At 62.9% G+C, this 16,203-nt stretch carries 15 protein-coding genes; 5 read left to right on the top strand and 10 right to left on the bottom strand.

Annotated elements, in window-relative coordinates; genetic code table 11:
* The 4 genes from acpS to rpoZ all read right to left on the bottom strand — a co-directional run.
* A partial coding sequence (gene acpS / locus VFB05_RS15540; RefSeq protein WP_325013617.1) for a holo-ACP synthase occupies nt 1–418 on the bottom strand: 418 nt, incomplete at its 3' end.
* Nucleotides 415–1,194 carry a pyridoxine 5'-phosphate synthase gene (locus VFB05_RS15535; RefSeq protein WP_325013616.1) on the bottom strand — a complete coding sequence of 260 codons (780 nt, stop codon included), beginning with the start codon at nt 1,192–1,194 and terminating at the stop codon, nt 415–417. The genes VFB05_RS15535 and acpS, both read right to left, overlap by 4 nt.
* 23 nt (nt 1,195–1,217) lie before the next feature.
* Nucleotides 1,218–3,494 carry a bifunctional (p)ppGpp synthetase/guanosine-3',5'-bis(diphosphate) 3'-pyrophosphohydrolase gene (locus VFB05_RS15530; protein WP_325013615.1) on the bottom strand — a complete coding sequence of 759 codons (2,277 nt, stop codon included), beginning with the start codon at nt 3,492–3,494 and terminating at the stop codon, nt 1,218–1,220.
* 274 nt (nt 3,495–3,768) lie between these two features.
* The gene (gene rpoZ / locus VFB05_RS15525) at nt 3,769–4,161 is read right to left on the bottom strand and encodes a DNA-directed RNA polymerase subunit omega (protein WP_024515517.1); all 393 of its coding nucleotides are present in this window, start codon (nt 4,159–4,161) and stop codon (nt 3,769–3,771) included.
* A 406-nt stretch (nt 4,162–4,567) separates the two neighbouring features.
* Between rpoZ and VFB05_RS15520 the strand changes: the two genes are divergently transcribed.
* Together VFB05_RS15520 and VFB05_RS15515 are read left to right on the top strand one after the other, a co-directional pair.
* Nucleotides 4,568–5,200: an NYN domain-containing protein gene (locus tag VFB05_RS15520; RefSeq protein ID WP_024515518.1), complete on the top strand. Its 633-nt coding sequence runs from the start codon at nt 4,568–4,570 to the stop codon at nt 5,198–5,200.
* Complete coding sequence (locus VFB05_RS15515; RefSeq protein WP_325013614.1) at nt 5,181–5,894, top strand: uracil-DNA glycosylase; 714 nt, start codon at nt 5,181–5,183, stop codon at nt 5,892–5,894. Before VFB05_RS15520 ends, VFB05_RS15515 begins: the two co-directional genes overlap by 20 nt.
* Nucleotides 5,895–5,956: 62 nt before the next feature.
* Here the strand turns inward: VFB05_RS15515 and VFB05_RS15510 are convergent, their stop codons facing one another.
* The 4 genes from VFB05_RS15510 to dapA all read right to left on the bottom strand — a co-directional run bounded on the left by VFB05_RS15510 (nt 5,957) and on the right by dapA (nt 8,445).
* Nucleotides 5,957–6,532, bottom strand: a complete 576-nt coding sequence (locus VFB05_RS15510; RefSeq protein WP_325013613.1) for a peroxiredoxin — start codon at nt 6,530–6,532, stop codon at nt 5,957–5,959.
* A gap of 77 nt (nt 6,533–6,609) precedes the next feature.
* The gene (gene smpB / locus VFB05_RS15505) at nt 6,610–7,083 is read right to left on the bottom strand and encodes an SsrA-binding protein SmpB (RefSeq protein ID WP_325013612.1); all 474 of its coding nucleotides are present in this window, start codon (nt 7,081–7,083) and stop codon (nt 6,610–6,612) included.
* A 1-nt stretch (nt 7,084) separates the two neighbouring features.
* A complete protein-coding gene (gene mscL / locus VFB05_RS15500; protein WP_325013619.1) occupies nt 7,085–7,504 on the bottom strand; it encodes a large conductance mechanosensitive channel protein MscL in 420 nt (139 codons plus the stop codon).
* A gap of 50 nt (nt 7,505–7,554) precedes the next feature.
* Nucleotides 7,555–8,445 carry a 4-hydroxy-tetrahydrodipicolinate synthase gene (gene dapA / locus VFB05_RS15495; protein ID WP_325013611.1) on the bottom strand — a complete coding sequence of 297 codons (891 nt, stop codon included), beginning with the start codon at nt 8,443–8,445 and terminating at the stop codon, nt 7,555–7,557.
* 278 nt (nt 8,446–8,723) lie between these two features.
* Between dapA and VFB05_RS15490 the strand changes: the two genes are divergently transcribed.
* From VFB05_RS15490 to VFB05_RS15480, 3 genes are all read left to right on the top strand, one after another.
* The gene (locus tag VFB05_RS15490; protein WP_414643204.1) at nt 8,724–10,994 is read left to right on the top strand and encodes a lytic transglycosylase domain-containing protein; all 2,271 of its coding nucleotides are present in this window, start codon (nt 8,724–8,726) and stop codon (nt 10,992–10,994) included.
* A gap of 532 nt (nt 10,995–11,526) precedes the next feature.
* Nucleotides 11,527–11,859: a DUF3551 domain-containing protein gene (locus tag VFB05_RS15485; RefSeq protein ID WP_325013610.1), complete on the top strand. Its 333-nt coding sequence runs from the start codon at nt 11,527–11,529 to the stop codon at nt 11,857–11,859.
* Between the two features lie 208 nt (nt 11,860–12,067).
* A complete protein-coding gene (locus VFB05_RS15480) occupies nt 12,068–12,355 on the top strand; it encodes a DUF3551 domain-containing protein (protein ID WP_325013609.1) in 288 nt (95 codons plus the stop codon).
* Between the two features lie 219 nt (nt 12,356–12,574).
* Here the strand turns inward: VFB05_RS15480 and VFB05_RS15475 are convergent, their stop codons facing one another.
* Both VFB05_RS15475 and VFB05_RS15470 read right to left on the bottom strand, forming a co-directional pair.
* Nucleotides 12,575–14,119: a porin gene (locus VFB05_RS15475; protein ID WP_325013608.1), complete on the bottom strand. Its 1,545-nt coding sequence runs from the start codon at nt 14,117–14,119 to the stop codon at nt 12,575–12,577.
* 511 nt (nt 14,120–14,630) lie between these two features.
* Nucleotides 14,631–16,203, bottom strand: a 1,573-nt coding sequence (locus VFB05_RS15470; RefSeq protein ID WP_325013607.1) for a porin, incomplete at its 5' end; no start/stop codon positions are given.

Here is a 16,203-nt window from a genome sequence, read left to right as displayed (position 1 = left end):
ATGACGGCGCGGCTGGCGCGGCCGAAATCACCACAAAGGCCTGCGCCAACGGCCAGTCGTCGGTGATGGAGAGGTCGATCCGCGCCTCCAGGCCGGGCGGTGTCAGCTTTTGCAGCCGCGCCAGTGCCCCGCCCGTCAGCCGCATGGTCGGCCGCCCCCCCGGCAGGTTGATCACCCCCATGTCGCGCCACCAGACGCCGAGGCGGATACCGGTGCCGAGCGCCTTGGAACAGGCCTCCTTGGCGGCGAATCGCTTGGCGTAGGTCGCCACCAGCATCTTCTCGTTCTTGGCCCGGCGCGCCGCCTTGGCGCGCTCCTCGGCGGTGAAGATGCGTTCCAGGAAGCGGTCGCCGTGGCGTTCGATCACCTTGGCGACGCGGCGGATATCGATCAGGTCGGAACCGATGCCGATGATCATGGCCTGGTTGATCCTTTGGCACCGTCGGCCTTGCTCCGTCCCCGGTCCATCGCCGCGCGCATCGCCCTCACCGTCTCGGCCAGGCCGGCGAAGATGGCCTCGCCGATCATGAAATAGCCGATGTTGAGCTCGGCAATCTCGGGGAGCGCGGAAATCGTCTCGGCGGTGGCGTAGTCGAGCCCGTGCCCGGCATGGACCTCGAGCCCGGCCGATCTGGCGAGGCCGACGCCGGCCACGATCCGCTGCCACTCGGCTGCGGCCTTCTCCGCATGGCCGTCGACCACGGCGTCGCACCAGGCGCCCGTGTGCAGTTCCACCACCGGCGCCCGCAGCTTCGCCGCCATCTCGATTTGCCGCGGATCTGCGGCAATAAACAGCGACACCCTGATGCCGACGTCAGTCAGCTTGGCGATAAACGGCGCCAGCGCGTTGTGCTGACCGACCACGTCGAGGCCGCCCTCGGTCGTCAGCTCCTGGCGCCGCTCGGGCACCAAACAGACGGCGTGCGGTTTGGTCGCAAGCGATATTCGCAGCATGTCATCGGTCGCCGCCATCTCGAAGTTCAGCGGCTTTGAGATCTCTGCTTTCAGCCGCGCCATATCGGCATCGCGGATGTGGCGGCGGTCTTCGCGCAGGTGAGCCGTGATGCCGTCAGCGCCGGCTTCGATCGCAAGCAGCGCCGCGCGCACCGGATCGGGCCGCTCGCCGCCGCGCGCATTGCGCAAGGTGGCGACGTGATCGACATTGACGCCAAGGCGCGGCGGAGGAACAGGCATATCGGGACTCGCAGACATAGGGACTAGCCGTTTACGCGCTCGACCTGGGCGACAACGGATTTGGCGCGTAGCTGCGCGATAATAGCGCTGAGGTGCTTGAGGTCATAGACCTCGAGATCGATGGTCAGCTCCGTGAAATCCGGCGAGCGGCGGTGCATGCTGATATTGTCGATATTGCCGTCGTGCTCGGCGATCACGGTTGCGACCTGGGCAAGACTGCCGGGCTCGTTGACATTCTGCACCAGGATGCGCGCCGGAAAGCGCTGCGGCGTGGTGTCGTCGACATCCCAGCGCACGTCCAGCCAGCGTTCGGGCTCCTCCTCGAAATCCTTCAGGGCCGGCGACTGGATCGGATAGATGGTGATGCCCTTGCCCGGCGTGACGATGCCGACGATGCGGTCGCCCGGCACCGCACCGCCGTTCGGGGCGAAATGCACCGGCAGGTCGGAATTGATGCCGCGGATCGGGATCGCCGAGGGGCTGCGGTGCGGATCGGCGGGCGCTTTCAGCGCTGGCCCCTTCTTGGCGCCATAGCGCGCGCCGCGTTCCTCCTTGTAGTCAGGATACATCGCGCGCGCGACGTTGGAGGCCTTCATCTCGCCACGACCAACGGCGGCCATCACGTCGTCGATGGAGTTGCGGGCAAGCCGTGGCAGCGCACCTTTGAGCTTGTCGTCGGCATAGTCGAGCTTGGCGCGCTCGAACAGGCGCTCGACGATTCGCCGGCCAAGGCCTGCGTATTGATCGCGTACAGCGGTGCGGGTGGCACGGCGGATCGCCGCGCGCGCCTTGCCGGTGCGCGCCAGCGCTTCCCAGGCCGAGGGCGGCGCGGATTGCGCTTCCGAGGTCAGGACCTCGACCTCGTCGCCATTCTGCAGTTCGGACGATAGCGGCGAGAACTTGCCGTTGATCTTGCAGCCGACCGCGCTGTTGCCGACATCGGTATGCACGGCATAGGCAAAATCGATGACATTGGCGTGCCGCGGCAGCGCGATCAGCTTTCCCTTGGGGGTGAAGCAGAACACCTGGTCGTGGAACAGCTCGAGCTTGGTATGCTCGAGGAATTCCTCCGGATTGGCGCCCTCGGAGAGGATCGCGATGGTAGACCGCAGCCAGGCGAATGCATTGGATTCGCGCTTCAAGCGCTCGGTCGGCGAGACCGTCCCGTCCTTGTAGAGCACGTGTGCGGCAATACCGAACTCGGCGATGCGGTGCATCTCCTCGGTGCGGATCTGCAGTTCCACGCGCTGGTTGCCAGGACCGATGACGGTAGTGTGGATCGACCGGTAGTCGTTCTGCTTCGGCGTCGAGATGTAGTCCTTGAAGCGGCCGGGCACGACCGGCCAGGTCGTATGCACGATACCGAGCGCACGGTAGCAGGCCTCGATGTCGCTGACGATGACTCGGAACGCAAAGATGTCGGACAGTTGCTCGAAGCCGATCGACTTGCGCTCCATCTTGGTCCAGATCGAGAAGGGCTTCTTGCGTCGTCCGTAGACCTTCGCGGTGAGCCCGTTGCTGCGCAGATTGGTGGTGAGCTGGGTCTCGATTTCGCCGATCAGATTGCGGTTGCGCTCGGCCAGCGCATCGAGGCGCTGCTTGACCACGGCGTGGGCCTCAGGATCAAGGGTACGAAAGGAAAGATCCTCGAGCTCCTCGCGCATCTCCTGCATACCCATGCGGCCAGCGAGCGGGGCGTAGATGTCGAGGGTCTCTTCCGCAATGCGCTTACGCGATTCCGGCGGCACGAATTCCAGCGTGCGCATGTTGTGCAGGCGGTCGGCGAGTTTGACCAGGAGCACGCGGACGTCGTCGGAGATCGCGAGCAGGAGCTTGCGCAGGTTCTCCGCTTGCTTGGCCTCGCGCGAGACGAGTTCCAATCGCTTCAGCTTGGTCAGGCCCTCGACCAGCGCGCCGATCTCGGAGCCGAAGATCTGGTCGATCTCGGCGCGGGTCGCCTCGGTATCCTCGATGGTGTCGTGCAGCAACGCCGCCACAATGGTGGCGTCGTCGAGCTTCAGGTCGGTGAGAATGGCGGCCACTTCGAGCGGGTGGGAGAAATAGGGGTCCCCGGAGGCGCGGGTCTGGGAGCCATGCGCCTTCATGGCATAGACGTAGGCGCGGTTGAGCAGGTCCTCGTTGGTGTCGGGGTTATAGGAACGGACGCGTTCGACTAGGTCATATTGCCGCATCATCCGCACGCGCGACGCCTTGGGCGTCTTCACGGGCGAGGTCGGGACGACCGCAACCTGTTCGGTCGCAGCCTGCATCTGGGGTGGGCTCTGGCGCCGATACGCCATCGACAAAGTGCCTCTCAACCTGTTCGCCGGACCCAGCGAAAGCGGTCCCAGCGCGTCTTTCGCTCCCAGTGTAACGCCGATCAGGCCGCCCGCCGATCAAATCGGGGACAGAGCAGGTTGCGGATGTCCGGGAGCCGCGAAGGGTCTATGGTAACCACGAAAAGGTCAACAAAAGCAAAGGCCCGGATGCGGGTCCGGGCCTTCTTTCGTATTCTTTTGCGCCCGCTTTTGGCGCTCGGTCGGCTGTAACGAGCCGAAACAAAACAGGCCTTGCCTATTCGTCCTCTTCCGGCTGTTCTTCCGGCGGGGCCAGGCCCTCGAGACCTTTGAGGAGTTCTTCTTCGGTCATGCGTTCGACCGCCACCTCGGTATCGTCGGCATCGACGCTGGCGCCGGCCGAACCGATCAACGGGACCGTATCCGGCTCCGGCTCGTCCACTTCCACGAATTTCTGCAGGGAATGCACGAGTTCCTCGCGCAAATCTTCCGGCGAAATGGTAGCGTCCGCGATCTCGCGCAGGGACACCACAGGATTCTTGTCGTTATCGCGATCAACTGTTAGTTGTGAGCCGGAGGAGATCATGCGGGCTCGGTGGGCGGCCAGCAGGACCAGGTCGAACCGGTTGTCCACCTTGTCAATGCAATCTTCTACGGTGACGCGCGCCATGGCCTGTCGCTCCGTTCTTTGAGGGTTCAAAATGCGGATTTTGTGGGCTAGTTATAGAGGCTGGTGCCAGTTCGCAAGACAAATTTGTGATTTGGCCCCTCCCTTGGCGTTTGCTAACCCCCTATCTAAACACGCGAAACGGACCGTCCGAAGCTCGCAACCGGCGGTTTTGGACAAGAAAACGCTTCATTGCGTCGTCATAACCATACCTTTATTGCCCCAACCCCACCAGAAGTGCGGTAGGATTATAGGAATCACCCGCCGGTTGTCGGCAGTATAAGATTTGGCAGGATGGGTCTCAGCGGTACGAAAGTCTCGGCAGTTCACAATCTTGGCAGTGCTTTGAATTGCGCGGTTGCTGCCACCGCGCCAAAAATGGATACCAACTCAAGCGAGTAACCCACTGATGTCATCTTCTACCAACAAGATCGCGCTCTTTATCGATGGCGCCAATCTTTACGCGACGGCCAAGACGCTCGGCTTCGACATTGATTACAAGCGCCTGCTCAAGGAATTCCAGGGCCGCGGCAATCTGGTGCGTGCGTTCTACTACACGGCGATCATCGAAGATCAGGAATATTCCTCGATCCGCCCGCTGATCGATTGGCTGGATTACAATGGCTACACCGTCGTCACCAAGGCGACGAAGGAGTTCATCGACGCCTCGGGCCGCCGCAAGGTCAAGGGCAACATGGACATCGAGCTTGCAGTCGATGCCATGGAACTCGCCGAGCATATCGACCAGATGGTGCTGTTCTCCGGCGACGGCGACTTCCGTTCGCTGGTGGAAGCCGTGCAGCGCCGCGGCGTGCGGGTGACGGTGATCTCGACCATTTCGAGCCAGCCGCCGATGATCGCCGACGAACTGCGTCGTCAGGCCGACGTCTTTACCGATCTCGTGGAGCTGCAGTCGAAGCTCGGCCGCGATCCGTCCGAGCGTCCGGCGCCGCGCGAGCCACGCCATCACGCGCCGCAATTCCTGCAGCGCGCGACGACCGTGGCGCCCCGAGGCGGTGCCGATGAAGACTTCGACGATTGAGAAGCGATCGGCAGACGGCAAGGTAACCGCTCAAGTCAACGGTCAAGTCCCGCCTGCCACGCTGCTCGCGACCGAGCCTGATCGCAACTGCCCGCTCTGCCCGCGGCTCGCCGAGTTCCGCGCGCAGGCACGGGCGAAGGAACCAAGCTGGTTCAACGCGCCGGTGTCGTCTTTCGGTGATCCGAATGCGCGCGTTCTGATCGTCGGGCTGGCGCCGGGGCTGCAGGGCGCCAACCGCACGGGACGGCCCTTCACCGGTGACTATGCCGGTGATCTTCTCTACGCGACGCTGTTGGCGTACGGGTTTGCGCGCGGCCATTACGAGGCGCGGCCGGACGACGGACTTGCGCTGGTGGATTGTCTGATCAGCAATGCGGTGCGCTGCGTGCCCCCGCAGAACAAGCCGCTGCCGGCCGAGATCAATACCTGCCGCAGCTTTTTGAGCCTGACCATCGAGGCCCTGCCCCGGGTGCGCGCGATCGTGGCGCTCGGCCGCATCGCGCATGAGACGGTCGCGAAGGCGCTGGGCGTGCGCGGCTCGACCGTGCCGTTCGCGCATGGCGCCGTCCACCAGGCCGGCCGCTTCAGGCTGTACGACAGCTATCACTGCTCGCGCTACAACACGAACACGGGCGTGCTGACACCCGAGATGTTCCGCAGCGTGTTTGCAAAGCTGAAGGCGGATCTGGATTAGGCGGAACGGAAGCTGCTTCCTTCACTTCTTCCCACTGGGAAGAGGTGAAGAGACATCTCGCGTCAAACCGGATTCTCCTTCAGCCAGGCGAGCACCTCGGACGCATTCTGGTCCGGCGGAAAAACCGGATAGAACACGTGGGTGATGCGCCCGTCGTCGACGACCAGCGTCAGCCGTTTGATGAGCGTGAGCCCCGCGACGTCCATGGTCGGCAGCCGCAGCGCGCGCGCCAGCTCGAGCTTCTCGTCGGAGAGCACCGGAAACGGCAGATGCAGCCGCGAAGCCATCTCGGTCTGGTAGACATTGTCCTGCGTCGAGAGGCCGAACACATGCGAAGCGCCAGCGGCCTTGAGATCGGCGAACAGATCGCGGAAGGCGCAGGTCTGCGGCGTGCAGCCGCGCGCGCCCGGAATCATGTCCCAGTCATCGACCAGCGCGATCTTTCCGGGCTCGCCGGTGCGGGGATAGGCGAACACGACAATGCGGCCGGGAAGCGTTGACAGCGTCACCATGGTGTCGTCGGTCGCACGGAGCGAAATCGGCGGTATGGTCATGCCCACCAGATGCGCGGTGGCGCCGTCATCGACGGGCGCCGGAATCTTGCTCCAATCGACCTCGTTGAGATTTCGCTGGTTCATCGCGTCGCTTCCTCCACGACCTTGTCTTTTCCGGTTCACGCCCGAGATAGGCACCGCCGGAAGAAATGCCAGCAGGACTATCCCCTCGCCCGCATCAGGCGGCCCTTTTCCCGGCTCCAGTCGCGCTTCTTCACGGTCTCGCGCTTGTCGTGCAGTTTCTTGCCTTTGGCGAGCGCGAGCTGGAGCTTGGCGCGGCCACGCTCGTTGAAGTAAAGCTTGAGCGGGATCAGCGTCATGCCTTCGCGGTCCACCGCGCCGATCAGCTTGTTGATCTGCTTTCGATGCAACAAGAGCTTGCGCGGCCGCTTCGGCAGGTGGTTGAAGCGGTTGGCCTGCAGATATTCCGGAATATTGGCGTTGATCAGCCAGATCTCGCCGTCCCGTGCATCCGCATAGGATTCGGCGATGGTGCTCTTGCCGGAGCGGATGGACTTCACCTCGGTGCCGGTCAGCGCAAGGCCTGCCTCCACCGTGTCCTCGATTGCGTAGTTGAACCGCGCTTTCCGGTTTTCTGCGACGACCTTGATCGCGCGCTCGTTCTTGTCGGCCACGTCACGCCTTCTTCAGGAGATCGCGAATTTCGGTCAGAAGCTCGACCTCAGGCGTCGGCTTCGCCGGCGTGGGAGCCGCTGCTTCACGTCGCCTCAACTGGTTCATGACACGCACCACCAGGAACATTGCAACCGCGACAATGAAGAAGTTAATTATGAGCGTCAGGAACTCTCCCCAAGCCAACACCGCACCTTGCTTTTTTGCATCCGCAAGACTGGTGACGTTGGGGTCTATCTTGCTGGAGAGCCGGATGAAGTAGTTCGAAAAGTCGAGCCCGCCAGTGCCGGCGCTAATGATCGGCATGATGATGTCGCCAACCAGCGAGTTGACGATGGCGCCGAAGGCCGCGCCGATAATGAGGCCAACCGCGAGGTCGACCACATTGCCCTTCATGGCAAACTCTCGGAATTCCTTCAGCATTCCCATGTCCCCATCCTACAGTTCGACGCCAACAGCAATGCAATGAACGCTCAGTTGATCAAGCCGGCATGCACCATGGCGCTGCGCACGGCGACACGGGTCGGCTCGCTCACGGGCACCATTGGCAGGCGCAGCTTCTCCTCGATCTTGCCGAGCAGCGACAGCGCATATTTTATCGGCGCCGGATTGCTTTCGATGAACAGGTTCATGTGCAGCGGCATCAGCTTGTCGTGCAGCTTCAGGCAGGTGGCGTGATCGCCACGCTGCCACGCGGCGTGGAACTCGGAGCACAGCCGCGGCGCGACGTTCGAGGTGACCGAGATGCAGCCATGGCCGCCATGGGCCATGTAGCCGAGCACGGTGGCGTCCTCGCCGGAGAGCTGGTTGAACTCCTCGCCCATCGCCGCGCGCTGCTGCGACACCCGCACCATGCTCGCCGTCGCATCCTTGACGCCGGCGATGTTCTTCAGTTCGAACAGCCGCTTCATGGTGTCGACGGACATGTCGATCACCGAGCGCGGCGGGATGTTGTAGATGATGATCGGAATGCCGATCGCATCGTTGATCGCCTTGAAGTGCTGGTACAGACCTTCCTGGGTTGGCTTGTTATAGTAGGGCGTCACCACCAGCACGGCGTCGGCGCCGGCCTTCTCGGCATGCTCGGCGAGTTCGATGGCCTCCTTGGTCGAGTTGGAGCCCGCGCCCGCGATCACGGGTACGCGGCCCTTGGCTTCGGCGATGCACCACTCCACCACACGCTTGTGCTCATCATGGCTCAAGGTCGGGCTCTCGCCGGTCGTGCCGACCGGCACCAGGCCATGGGTGCCCTCGGTGATCTGCCAGTCGACCAGGGCGCGAAACGCCGCCTCGTCCAGGGAGCCATTCTTGAAGGGTGTCACGAGGGCCGTGAAGGAACCCCGGAATTTTGTCTTGGCTGCCATGGAACTCCCTCCGAAAACACCGGTCGAAAACACCGCCCTAAGCCCGCTCAACCGTGTGAAAACCTTCATATCGGGTCTGCTCGCCGGGCGAAAGGCCCCGGGCCGGCCAGCTGCCCGATCTTCACCGTAACGCGACCGGTCATCCGCGCCGCGATTTCGCCGCGGTGCGGGAGCAAAAAAGCCGCGGCCGGTGACGCGTTTACTGTTCTTTTCCGAAATATTCAGTCAATTGCAGCTAGCCCTTGAGGCGACCATACGATTCGCCGCGAAGGAATGCCGTGACCCCTTCACCATTCACAGCCGCACTTCGGTCGACCGCCCGCTTCGCGCTCTCCGCGGCGCTGGCGGGCGCACTGACCGTCTCGGTCGCCATGACGGCCTTTGCCGCAAACGAGCTGATCAGCCACAAGGTTCCTCTGCCGAAGCCGCGGCCGATCGCGCGCAATGTGGTGCCAAGAACGATCCCGTCCGCTGCACCGATCAACATCACTCCCTCGGCCACGGCAGCAGAGACTGCTGCTGCGCCGAGAATGACCGCCAGCATCGCCTCGGCCACGCCGATGGCGCCGGCCCCGCGGCTGCGTCCAGGCCTGCCGGCAACGCCGCCGCGCAAACCGGTTACGCCTGCCGCAGTCGCCGCGACCTCGTCGACCTCGCAAACCGATAAGGGCGCGCTGGAGAACGTGATCGAGCTCGTCCGTCGGCACAACCCGGGCGAGGCCACCCAGGCCGAGGCCTCAATCTCAGATCCCGTCGCGCGCAAGCTCGCCGAATGGATCATCCTGCGCTCTGACGACAATGGCGCCAGCGTGGAGCGCTATCGCGCCTTCCTCGAGGCCAATCCGAGCTGGCCCTCGCAGAGCTACCTGCGTCGGCGGCTGGAAGCGGCGATGTGGGACGACAAGCGCGAGGACTCCGTCGTCTGGTCCTGGTTCGAGAACGAATCGCCGCTCTCCGCCAAGGGCCGCCTTGCGCTGGCCAAAGCCATGCTGGCGCGCGGCGATCGCGCCAATGCCGAGCGGCTGGTGCGCGAGGCCTGGCGCAATGACGGCATGAGCGAGGACACCGAGAGTGCTGCGCTCGATATGTTCGGTGCGCTGCTCTCGGCTGCCGATCACAAGGCGCGCATGGACACGCTGCTTTACAGCAGCGAGCAGCAGGCCGGCGGCATGCGCGAGGCGAAGCGGCTCGGCGCAGGCTATGTCGCGCTCGCCAGAGCCCGGATCGCAGCGAGCGGAAAATCCTCCAATCTGCGCGCGCTGCTGGAAGCCGTGCCGTACGAGCTGCACGGCGATGTCGGCTATCTCTTTGCAAAAATCCAGCTGCTGCGGCGGGAGGAAAAGTTCGGCGAGGCGGCGCAGCTGATGATGAGCGCGCCGCGCGATCCGGCCCGCCTCTACAATGTCGACGAATGGTGGATCGAGCGGCGGCTGCTCGCGCGCAAGATGATCGATGCCGGCGAGAACCGCACCGCGTACCTGATCGCGCGTGATTCCGCGCTTCCGAACCGCGACATCTACAAGACCGAGCAGGAGTTCACCGCCGGCTGGATTGCGCTGCGCTTCCTCAACGATCCCACCCTCGCCGCCCAGCATTTCGCCCGCATCGGCATCGGCAGTTCAAATCCAACCACGCTGGCGCGCGCCGGCTACTGGCAGGGTCGCGCGGCGGAAGCTGCCGGCCGCGTGCAGGAGGCCCGTGCGGCTTACGAAGCCGCCGCCGAGCAATCGACCAGCTACTACGGCCAGCTCGCCCGCGCCAAGCTCGGCCTGCCGCAGCTGGGCCTCCGGCCCGCTCCGCACAGCCGTGCCGCCGAGCGGCTGGAGATCGTGCGCGCCCTGCAACTGCTCTATGAGCTCGACGAGCGCGAGATCACTGTACCGATTTTGGCCGACGAAGGCGAAAACGGCGATCCGGAGGCCCTGGTCGGGCTTGCCGAGGTCGCCGAGCACTATGGCGATGCGCGCGGCATGTTGCTGGTCGGCAAGGCCGCGCTCAACCGCGGCCTGCCGTTCGACCACTACGCCTATCCGCTGAACGGCATTCCGCAATACCGCGCCATCGGACCCGAGGTCGAGCACAGCGTGATCTTTGCGATTGCCCGGCAGGAAAGCGCCTTCAACCCGGCGGTGGTGTCGCCGGCCCAGGCCTATGGCCTGATGCAGGTGACACCGGATGCCGGCGAATATGTCTGCAAGCGCGCCGGCGTCTCCTTTGACGTCAGGCGGATGAAGAGCGATGCCGTCTACAACACGGCGCTCGGCGCCGCCGAGCTCGGCGGGCTCATGGAGGATTATCGCGGCTCCTATATCATGACCTTCGCCGCCTATAATGCGGGTCGCGGCAGCCTCAAGAAATGGATCGAGCGCTACGGCGATCCGCGTGATCCTAAGGTGGACGCGGTCGACTGGGTCGAGTTGATCCCCTTCTCCGAGACGCGCAACTATGTGCAGCGGGTGATGGAAAACCTGCAGGTCTACCGCGCCCGTTTCGGAGGGGGCATGCATCTGCAGATCGAGGCCGATCTGCATCGCGGCGCGGTCGAATAGGTCCCTCAAGCGGACAGGTCGATCGATGCGCCTGCAGCGTGAGCGCCGCCGGTGGCACACCTCACCGCTGCGTGGTCAGTAGGGCTTTGGCCCGCAGCCAGAAACGGATATCGGCCCCCCATGACTCGTCGCACGTTACTCGTCGCACGTTCCAAAGTGCCAAATATCGAAAACAACCCCATGCAAAGTAACTGACCGCGATCGGCGTTCGGGACAGCTTGACGCGTCGGGCAAATCAGGAGCACCGTTGCATTATTCCGAAATGCTGCACGCCATAGCGTCCGCCTTGCTGCGTTCCGCAACGGCTCCCGTACCAGTTTAGATCGAGAGTCAGAACATGCGTTTTCGCTTTGGTCCTTCTCCGCTTGTGCCGTTTGAGAATTCCCGGGCTTAAACTCAGCTAGGAGTTCACGGTGGCCCTCTGCCGAAAGCATCATCAAGCGCTGCATTGCCGTGGTATGCTTGGTAGAAGGAACGCGGGACCTTTGCCGTGGATCGATCCGGCCGTTTTATTCGGGCAAGTGGTGATTGTATGCCTATCCTGATTCGACTGATCCTCTTCATTGTTGCGCTTGGATCTTTTGCCGTGCCCCCCGCACAAGCTCAGATTTTTGATCCCAACTATCCTGTCTGCATCCACATCTACGGGGAGCTCTTGGGCGAGCGCATGGACTGCATCTTCAAGTCATTGGAACAGTGTGCAATGACCGCCTCAGGCCTGCCAGCGATCTGCCTGGTCAATCCAACTTACAAGGCCAATCATGCCGATGGCAGCACCAGCGGGCCAAGAAGAAGCGGGCCAGGAAGAAAAGCCACCGCCACTCATCGACTCGCCCGACGCGACCATCGTTCGCATCCCGAGTAGTCGACCGTTCGATCCTCCCCGCATCCCGGAAGGTACACGAGTCGAATCCAAAGACGACATCGAGAAGTTATGGGCCCCGTCAGATCATGGCGCCCCCAAGGCTTGGCTGCGCAACGCCGCTGGCTACTTGCTTTCCAAACACACATGGCGCATGTGAGGAAAAATCTCCGTCCCGCCGATGGGAGCGGGATCACTTGGAATGAATGCAATGCGCGCTCTCGTGGCTTTAGCACTCCTGATCGCACTGGGTGCCCTTGCTGATCCCGCAACGGCGCAACACCGGCGCCACCACTACCATTTCAGATATCCTGGGATAGCCGGAGCACCAATGGACCTCTATTGCTTACAGGGTCGAAGCTGGGGCTACCCCGGCAACTGTCAGTTCTCAACCTACGCCCAATGCATGGCAACCGCGTCTGGAACAGACAGTTTCTGCGGCGAGAATCCGCAATACCTGTTTGCAGAGCAACGTCGAGGCTACTGGCAGCCGCGTTGAAGGCGCTCGCGCCACGCGCTTGGCCAAACGGTGGCGTCCACCGTCACGACTTGCGGCACTTCGCGATACAAAAACCCAACGTCAGGTGAAGGGTTGTCCGGAATCGGTGTCCACATCGCTCAGATGCTCTGACCGGGTCGCGCAGAGCACAATTCAACAATGAGAAACCCCGGCAGTCGCCTGCCGGGGTTTGTGAGATCCTCCGTCGGGAGGACTCGGTCAGAAGTTGCGCTGAACGCGCGTCAGAAGCGTGACGTTGTCCTGATTCCTGAACTGGTAAACCGCTGCCGGCTTGCCGACCGTCGCACTCGCGGCGTCGAACGTGCCGGTCATGTTCTGGTTGATGTGGCTCCAGGTCACATCGGCCGAGAAGGTCAGGTTCTTGACAGGAGTCCAGCGGGTGATGAAGCCAAGCTGGCTGACGCTGTAGTTCGGATTGCAGTTCGTGATCGTGCCGGCCGCGACCGCGGCCGAGAGGCCGACAGCGGGGAGACCCAAGGACTTGCTGTCGCACACGAGGGCCGTGGCCGTGCCGCCGTAATGGACGGAGGCGAACGCACCGTACAAGCTGGAGCTCCAGTACGGATCCCAGTTGTGGTTGAACGCACCGCGCAGACCCCAGGTCTGGATCAGCTGCTGCTGAGTTCCTGCTGCGAACACCGTGTCGGGAGCTGCCGCCAACGCGACGCTCTGATAGGCTCCAGCCAGGTTTGTGCTGCCATACAAGGCGACCGCACCGTACTGCGAAGCCAGATCCTGGATGTTGTAACGGGTCGCACCGTCGGTATACACGCCTGACACGTTGATGGTGTCACCGGGGCCGGTCGGAATGTTCTTGACGGTCAGGCCCGCCTGAACCGCAAAGCCCCACTTGTCGGCGGGATGGCCGGTGACCTCGGTCGCGCCGTAATACGCGGCGTGGTTGTCATGCGCTGCGGCCGAAAACTTGAACATACCCCAAGCCTGATCCACCGTGACCGTGCCGATGATGTCGGGAGCCGCGGTACCACCATAGTCGCTGGTGCCAAAGGCGCCGCCGGCACTCAGGTTGTTCACGCCCGCCTGGTAATAGGCGGTCGGATCCTGCAACGAGATCGCGGCCCTGATGCCGTTGCCGAACTCGGCGGTATAGGTCAACTGATTGACGCCAGTGACGTCGCCGCCGCCGCCGACGAGACCGTCGAAGTTGTTGCCCGGATAGTTGGTCCAGGGCATGCTGAATTCCGAGATCGCCTTGCCGACGGTGAACCCGGCGAACTGGACGAACGCGTAGTAGACACCGAGGGTGCCGCCTGCGACTGCGCCTGCATTGGCGTTGTTCGGCGCCGACGCCGTGCCAATCGGCGAGTAAACCGTCGATCCGGCGGTTGCGCCGGGTGCGTAGCTGTCCGTCGTCCAGTTCAGCGTGAACTCGGCGAAGGTACGAACCACGCCGTATTCGGTCGCGGTGCGGGTATCGACGCTCAGGTCTTGACGAGCACGAGTGGTGAAATAGTTCGTGAACCGATTCCGCGCGCCACCTGCGCCCGCGACGTTGCCGGTAGCATCTGTATTGCCGTTGAAGACAACGTCGGCGCGCAGATAACCGCCGAGCTTGATGCAGGTATCGGTGCCCGGGATGTACCAGAATCCGGCACCATACAGGGAGCAAACCTTCACGTACTCGACCGCTTTGGCCTTGACGGGAAGGTCGGCTGCCTGTGCCCCGCTCATGACGACGAGACCCGCCGCCGAGCCGAGCATCAGCCTCTTACCCAACTTCATGTTTAACCTCCAAGTTACTCTACCAGGGGAGGTCCGGAATCTGCTGGTGAACACACCCAGATTGGCCCCTTAGTCCCCGCGAACCCGCGCCCAAGCGGTATCGAATCCTGCAAATCAACCTAGGATTGCAGGCCACGAAGCCAAGAACACGAGACGACGTCGGGATGCCGCTCTCCCTGCGCCTTGAGGGGCAGTTCACCTGAGGATGTTGGCGAAACAGCCTCCGCATTTTGGCGAGCACATGAGTACGGTTCCGGATGTCTGCCACATTCCATTTTTCAAATGAGTGTTGCACAAGCAGCACAAAAAACCGCAGCCAGGACGCCGAGCCGGCACGGTATTGCACGAAAATTGCTTCGCTTGCGCCCCAAAGGGTCCGGGGGAGCCTCCGCCTGGCTCCGCCTCGACGAGCCGCGATGGCTCGGGATAGCTGGATGACCCAGCACAAAAGCAAAACCCCCGGCAGTTGCCTGCCGGGGGCTTGTTGAGATCCTCCGTCAGGAGGCCTCGATCAGAAGTTACGCTGAACGCGGGTCAGGAGCGTGACGTTGTCCTGATTGTGGAAGTCGTACACCGCTGCCGGCTTCCCGAGCGTTGCGCTCGCGGCGCTGATCGTCCCGGCCATCTTCTGGTCGATATGGCTCCAGGTCACGTCCGCCGAGAAGGTCAGGTTCTTGACAGGGGTCCAGCGGGTGATGAAGCCGAGTTGCCCGATGTCGTAGTTCGGATTGCAGCTCGTGATCGTGCCGCCAGCCGCAGCCAAGGCCGAGAGGCCAAGAGCGGGAAGGCCCAGCGACGTGCTGTTGCAGATGAGGGCCGACGCCGTGCTGCCGTAATGAACGGAGGCGAACGCACCGTACAAGCTGGAGCTCCAGTAGGGATCCCAGTTGTGGTTGAACGCACCGCGCATACCCCAGGTCTGGATCGTCTGCTGCGAAGTGCCCGCAGCGAACACCGTGTCAGGAGCAATCCCGAACGCGACGCTCTGGTAGCCTCCGGGGATGTGCGAGCTGCCATAGATGGTGGCAGCGCTGTACTGGGAAGCCAGATCCTGGAGGTTGAAGCGGGTCGCACCATCGGTGTACACGCCCGACACGTTGATCGTGTCACCGGGGCCAGTCGGGACGTTCTTGATGGTCAAGCCCGCCTGAACCGCAAAGCCCCACTTGTCGGAGGGATGTCCGGTGACTTCGGTCGCGCCGTAATAGGCGGCGTGATTGTCATGCGCTGCGGCCGAAAACTTGAACAGGCCCCAGGCCTGGTCCACCTGGACCGTGCCGATGATGTCGGGAGCCGCAGTACCAGCGTAGTTGCTGGTGCCGAAGGGGCCGCCGGCGCTCATGTTGTTGACACCCGCCTGATAGTAGGCGGTCGGATCCTGCAGCGAGAATGCCGCACTGACGCCGTTGCCGAACTGAGCGGTATAGGTCAACTGATCGACACCAGTGATGTCGCCACCGCCGCCGACGAGACCGTCGAAGTTGTTGCCCGGGTAGCTGGCCCAGGGCATGCTGAACTCCGAGACCGCCTTACCGAGGGTGAACCCGGCGAACTGGATGTAGGCGTAGTAGACACCGAGGGTACCGCCTGCGACTGCGCCGGCGTTAGCATTGTTCGGCGCCGACGCCGGTGAAACGGTCGCGCCACCGCCAATTGCCGAGTAGACGCTCGAACCAGCAGCCGCGGCGTTCGGGTTGGCCGAGTAGCTGTCCGTCGTCCAGTTGAGCGTGAATTCGGCGAAGGTACGAACCACGCCGTATTCGGTCGCGGTGCGTGTATCGACGCTCAGGTCTTGACGAGCGCGAGTCATCATATAGTTCGTGTACCGATTCCGCGCGCCACCTTGAGCCGCGAAATTGCCGGTATCATCCGAGTTAGTGTTAAAGAGGACGTCGGCGCGCAGATAACCGCCAAGCTTGATGCACGTATCGGTGCCCGGGATATACCAGAATCCGGCACCATACAGGGAGCAAACCTTCACGTATTCGACCGCTTTGGCCTTGACGGGAAGGTCGGCTGCCTGTGCCCCGCTCATGACGACGAGACCCGCCGCTGAGCCGAGCATAAGGCTCTTAACCAACTTC

It is taken from the genome of Bradyrhizobium sp. (genome assembly GCF_035652035.1).
Classification (GTDB): domain Bacteria; phylum Pseudomonadota; class Alphaproteobacteria; order Rhizobiales; family Xanthobacteraceae; genus Bradyrhizobium.
This window is presented reverse-complemented; position numbering and strand designations above follow the sequence as displayed.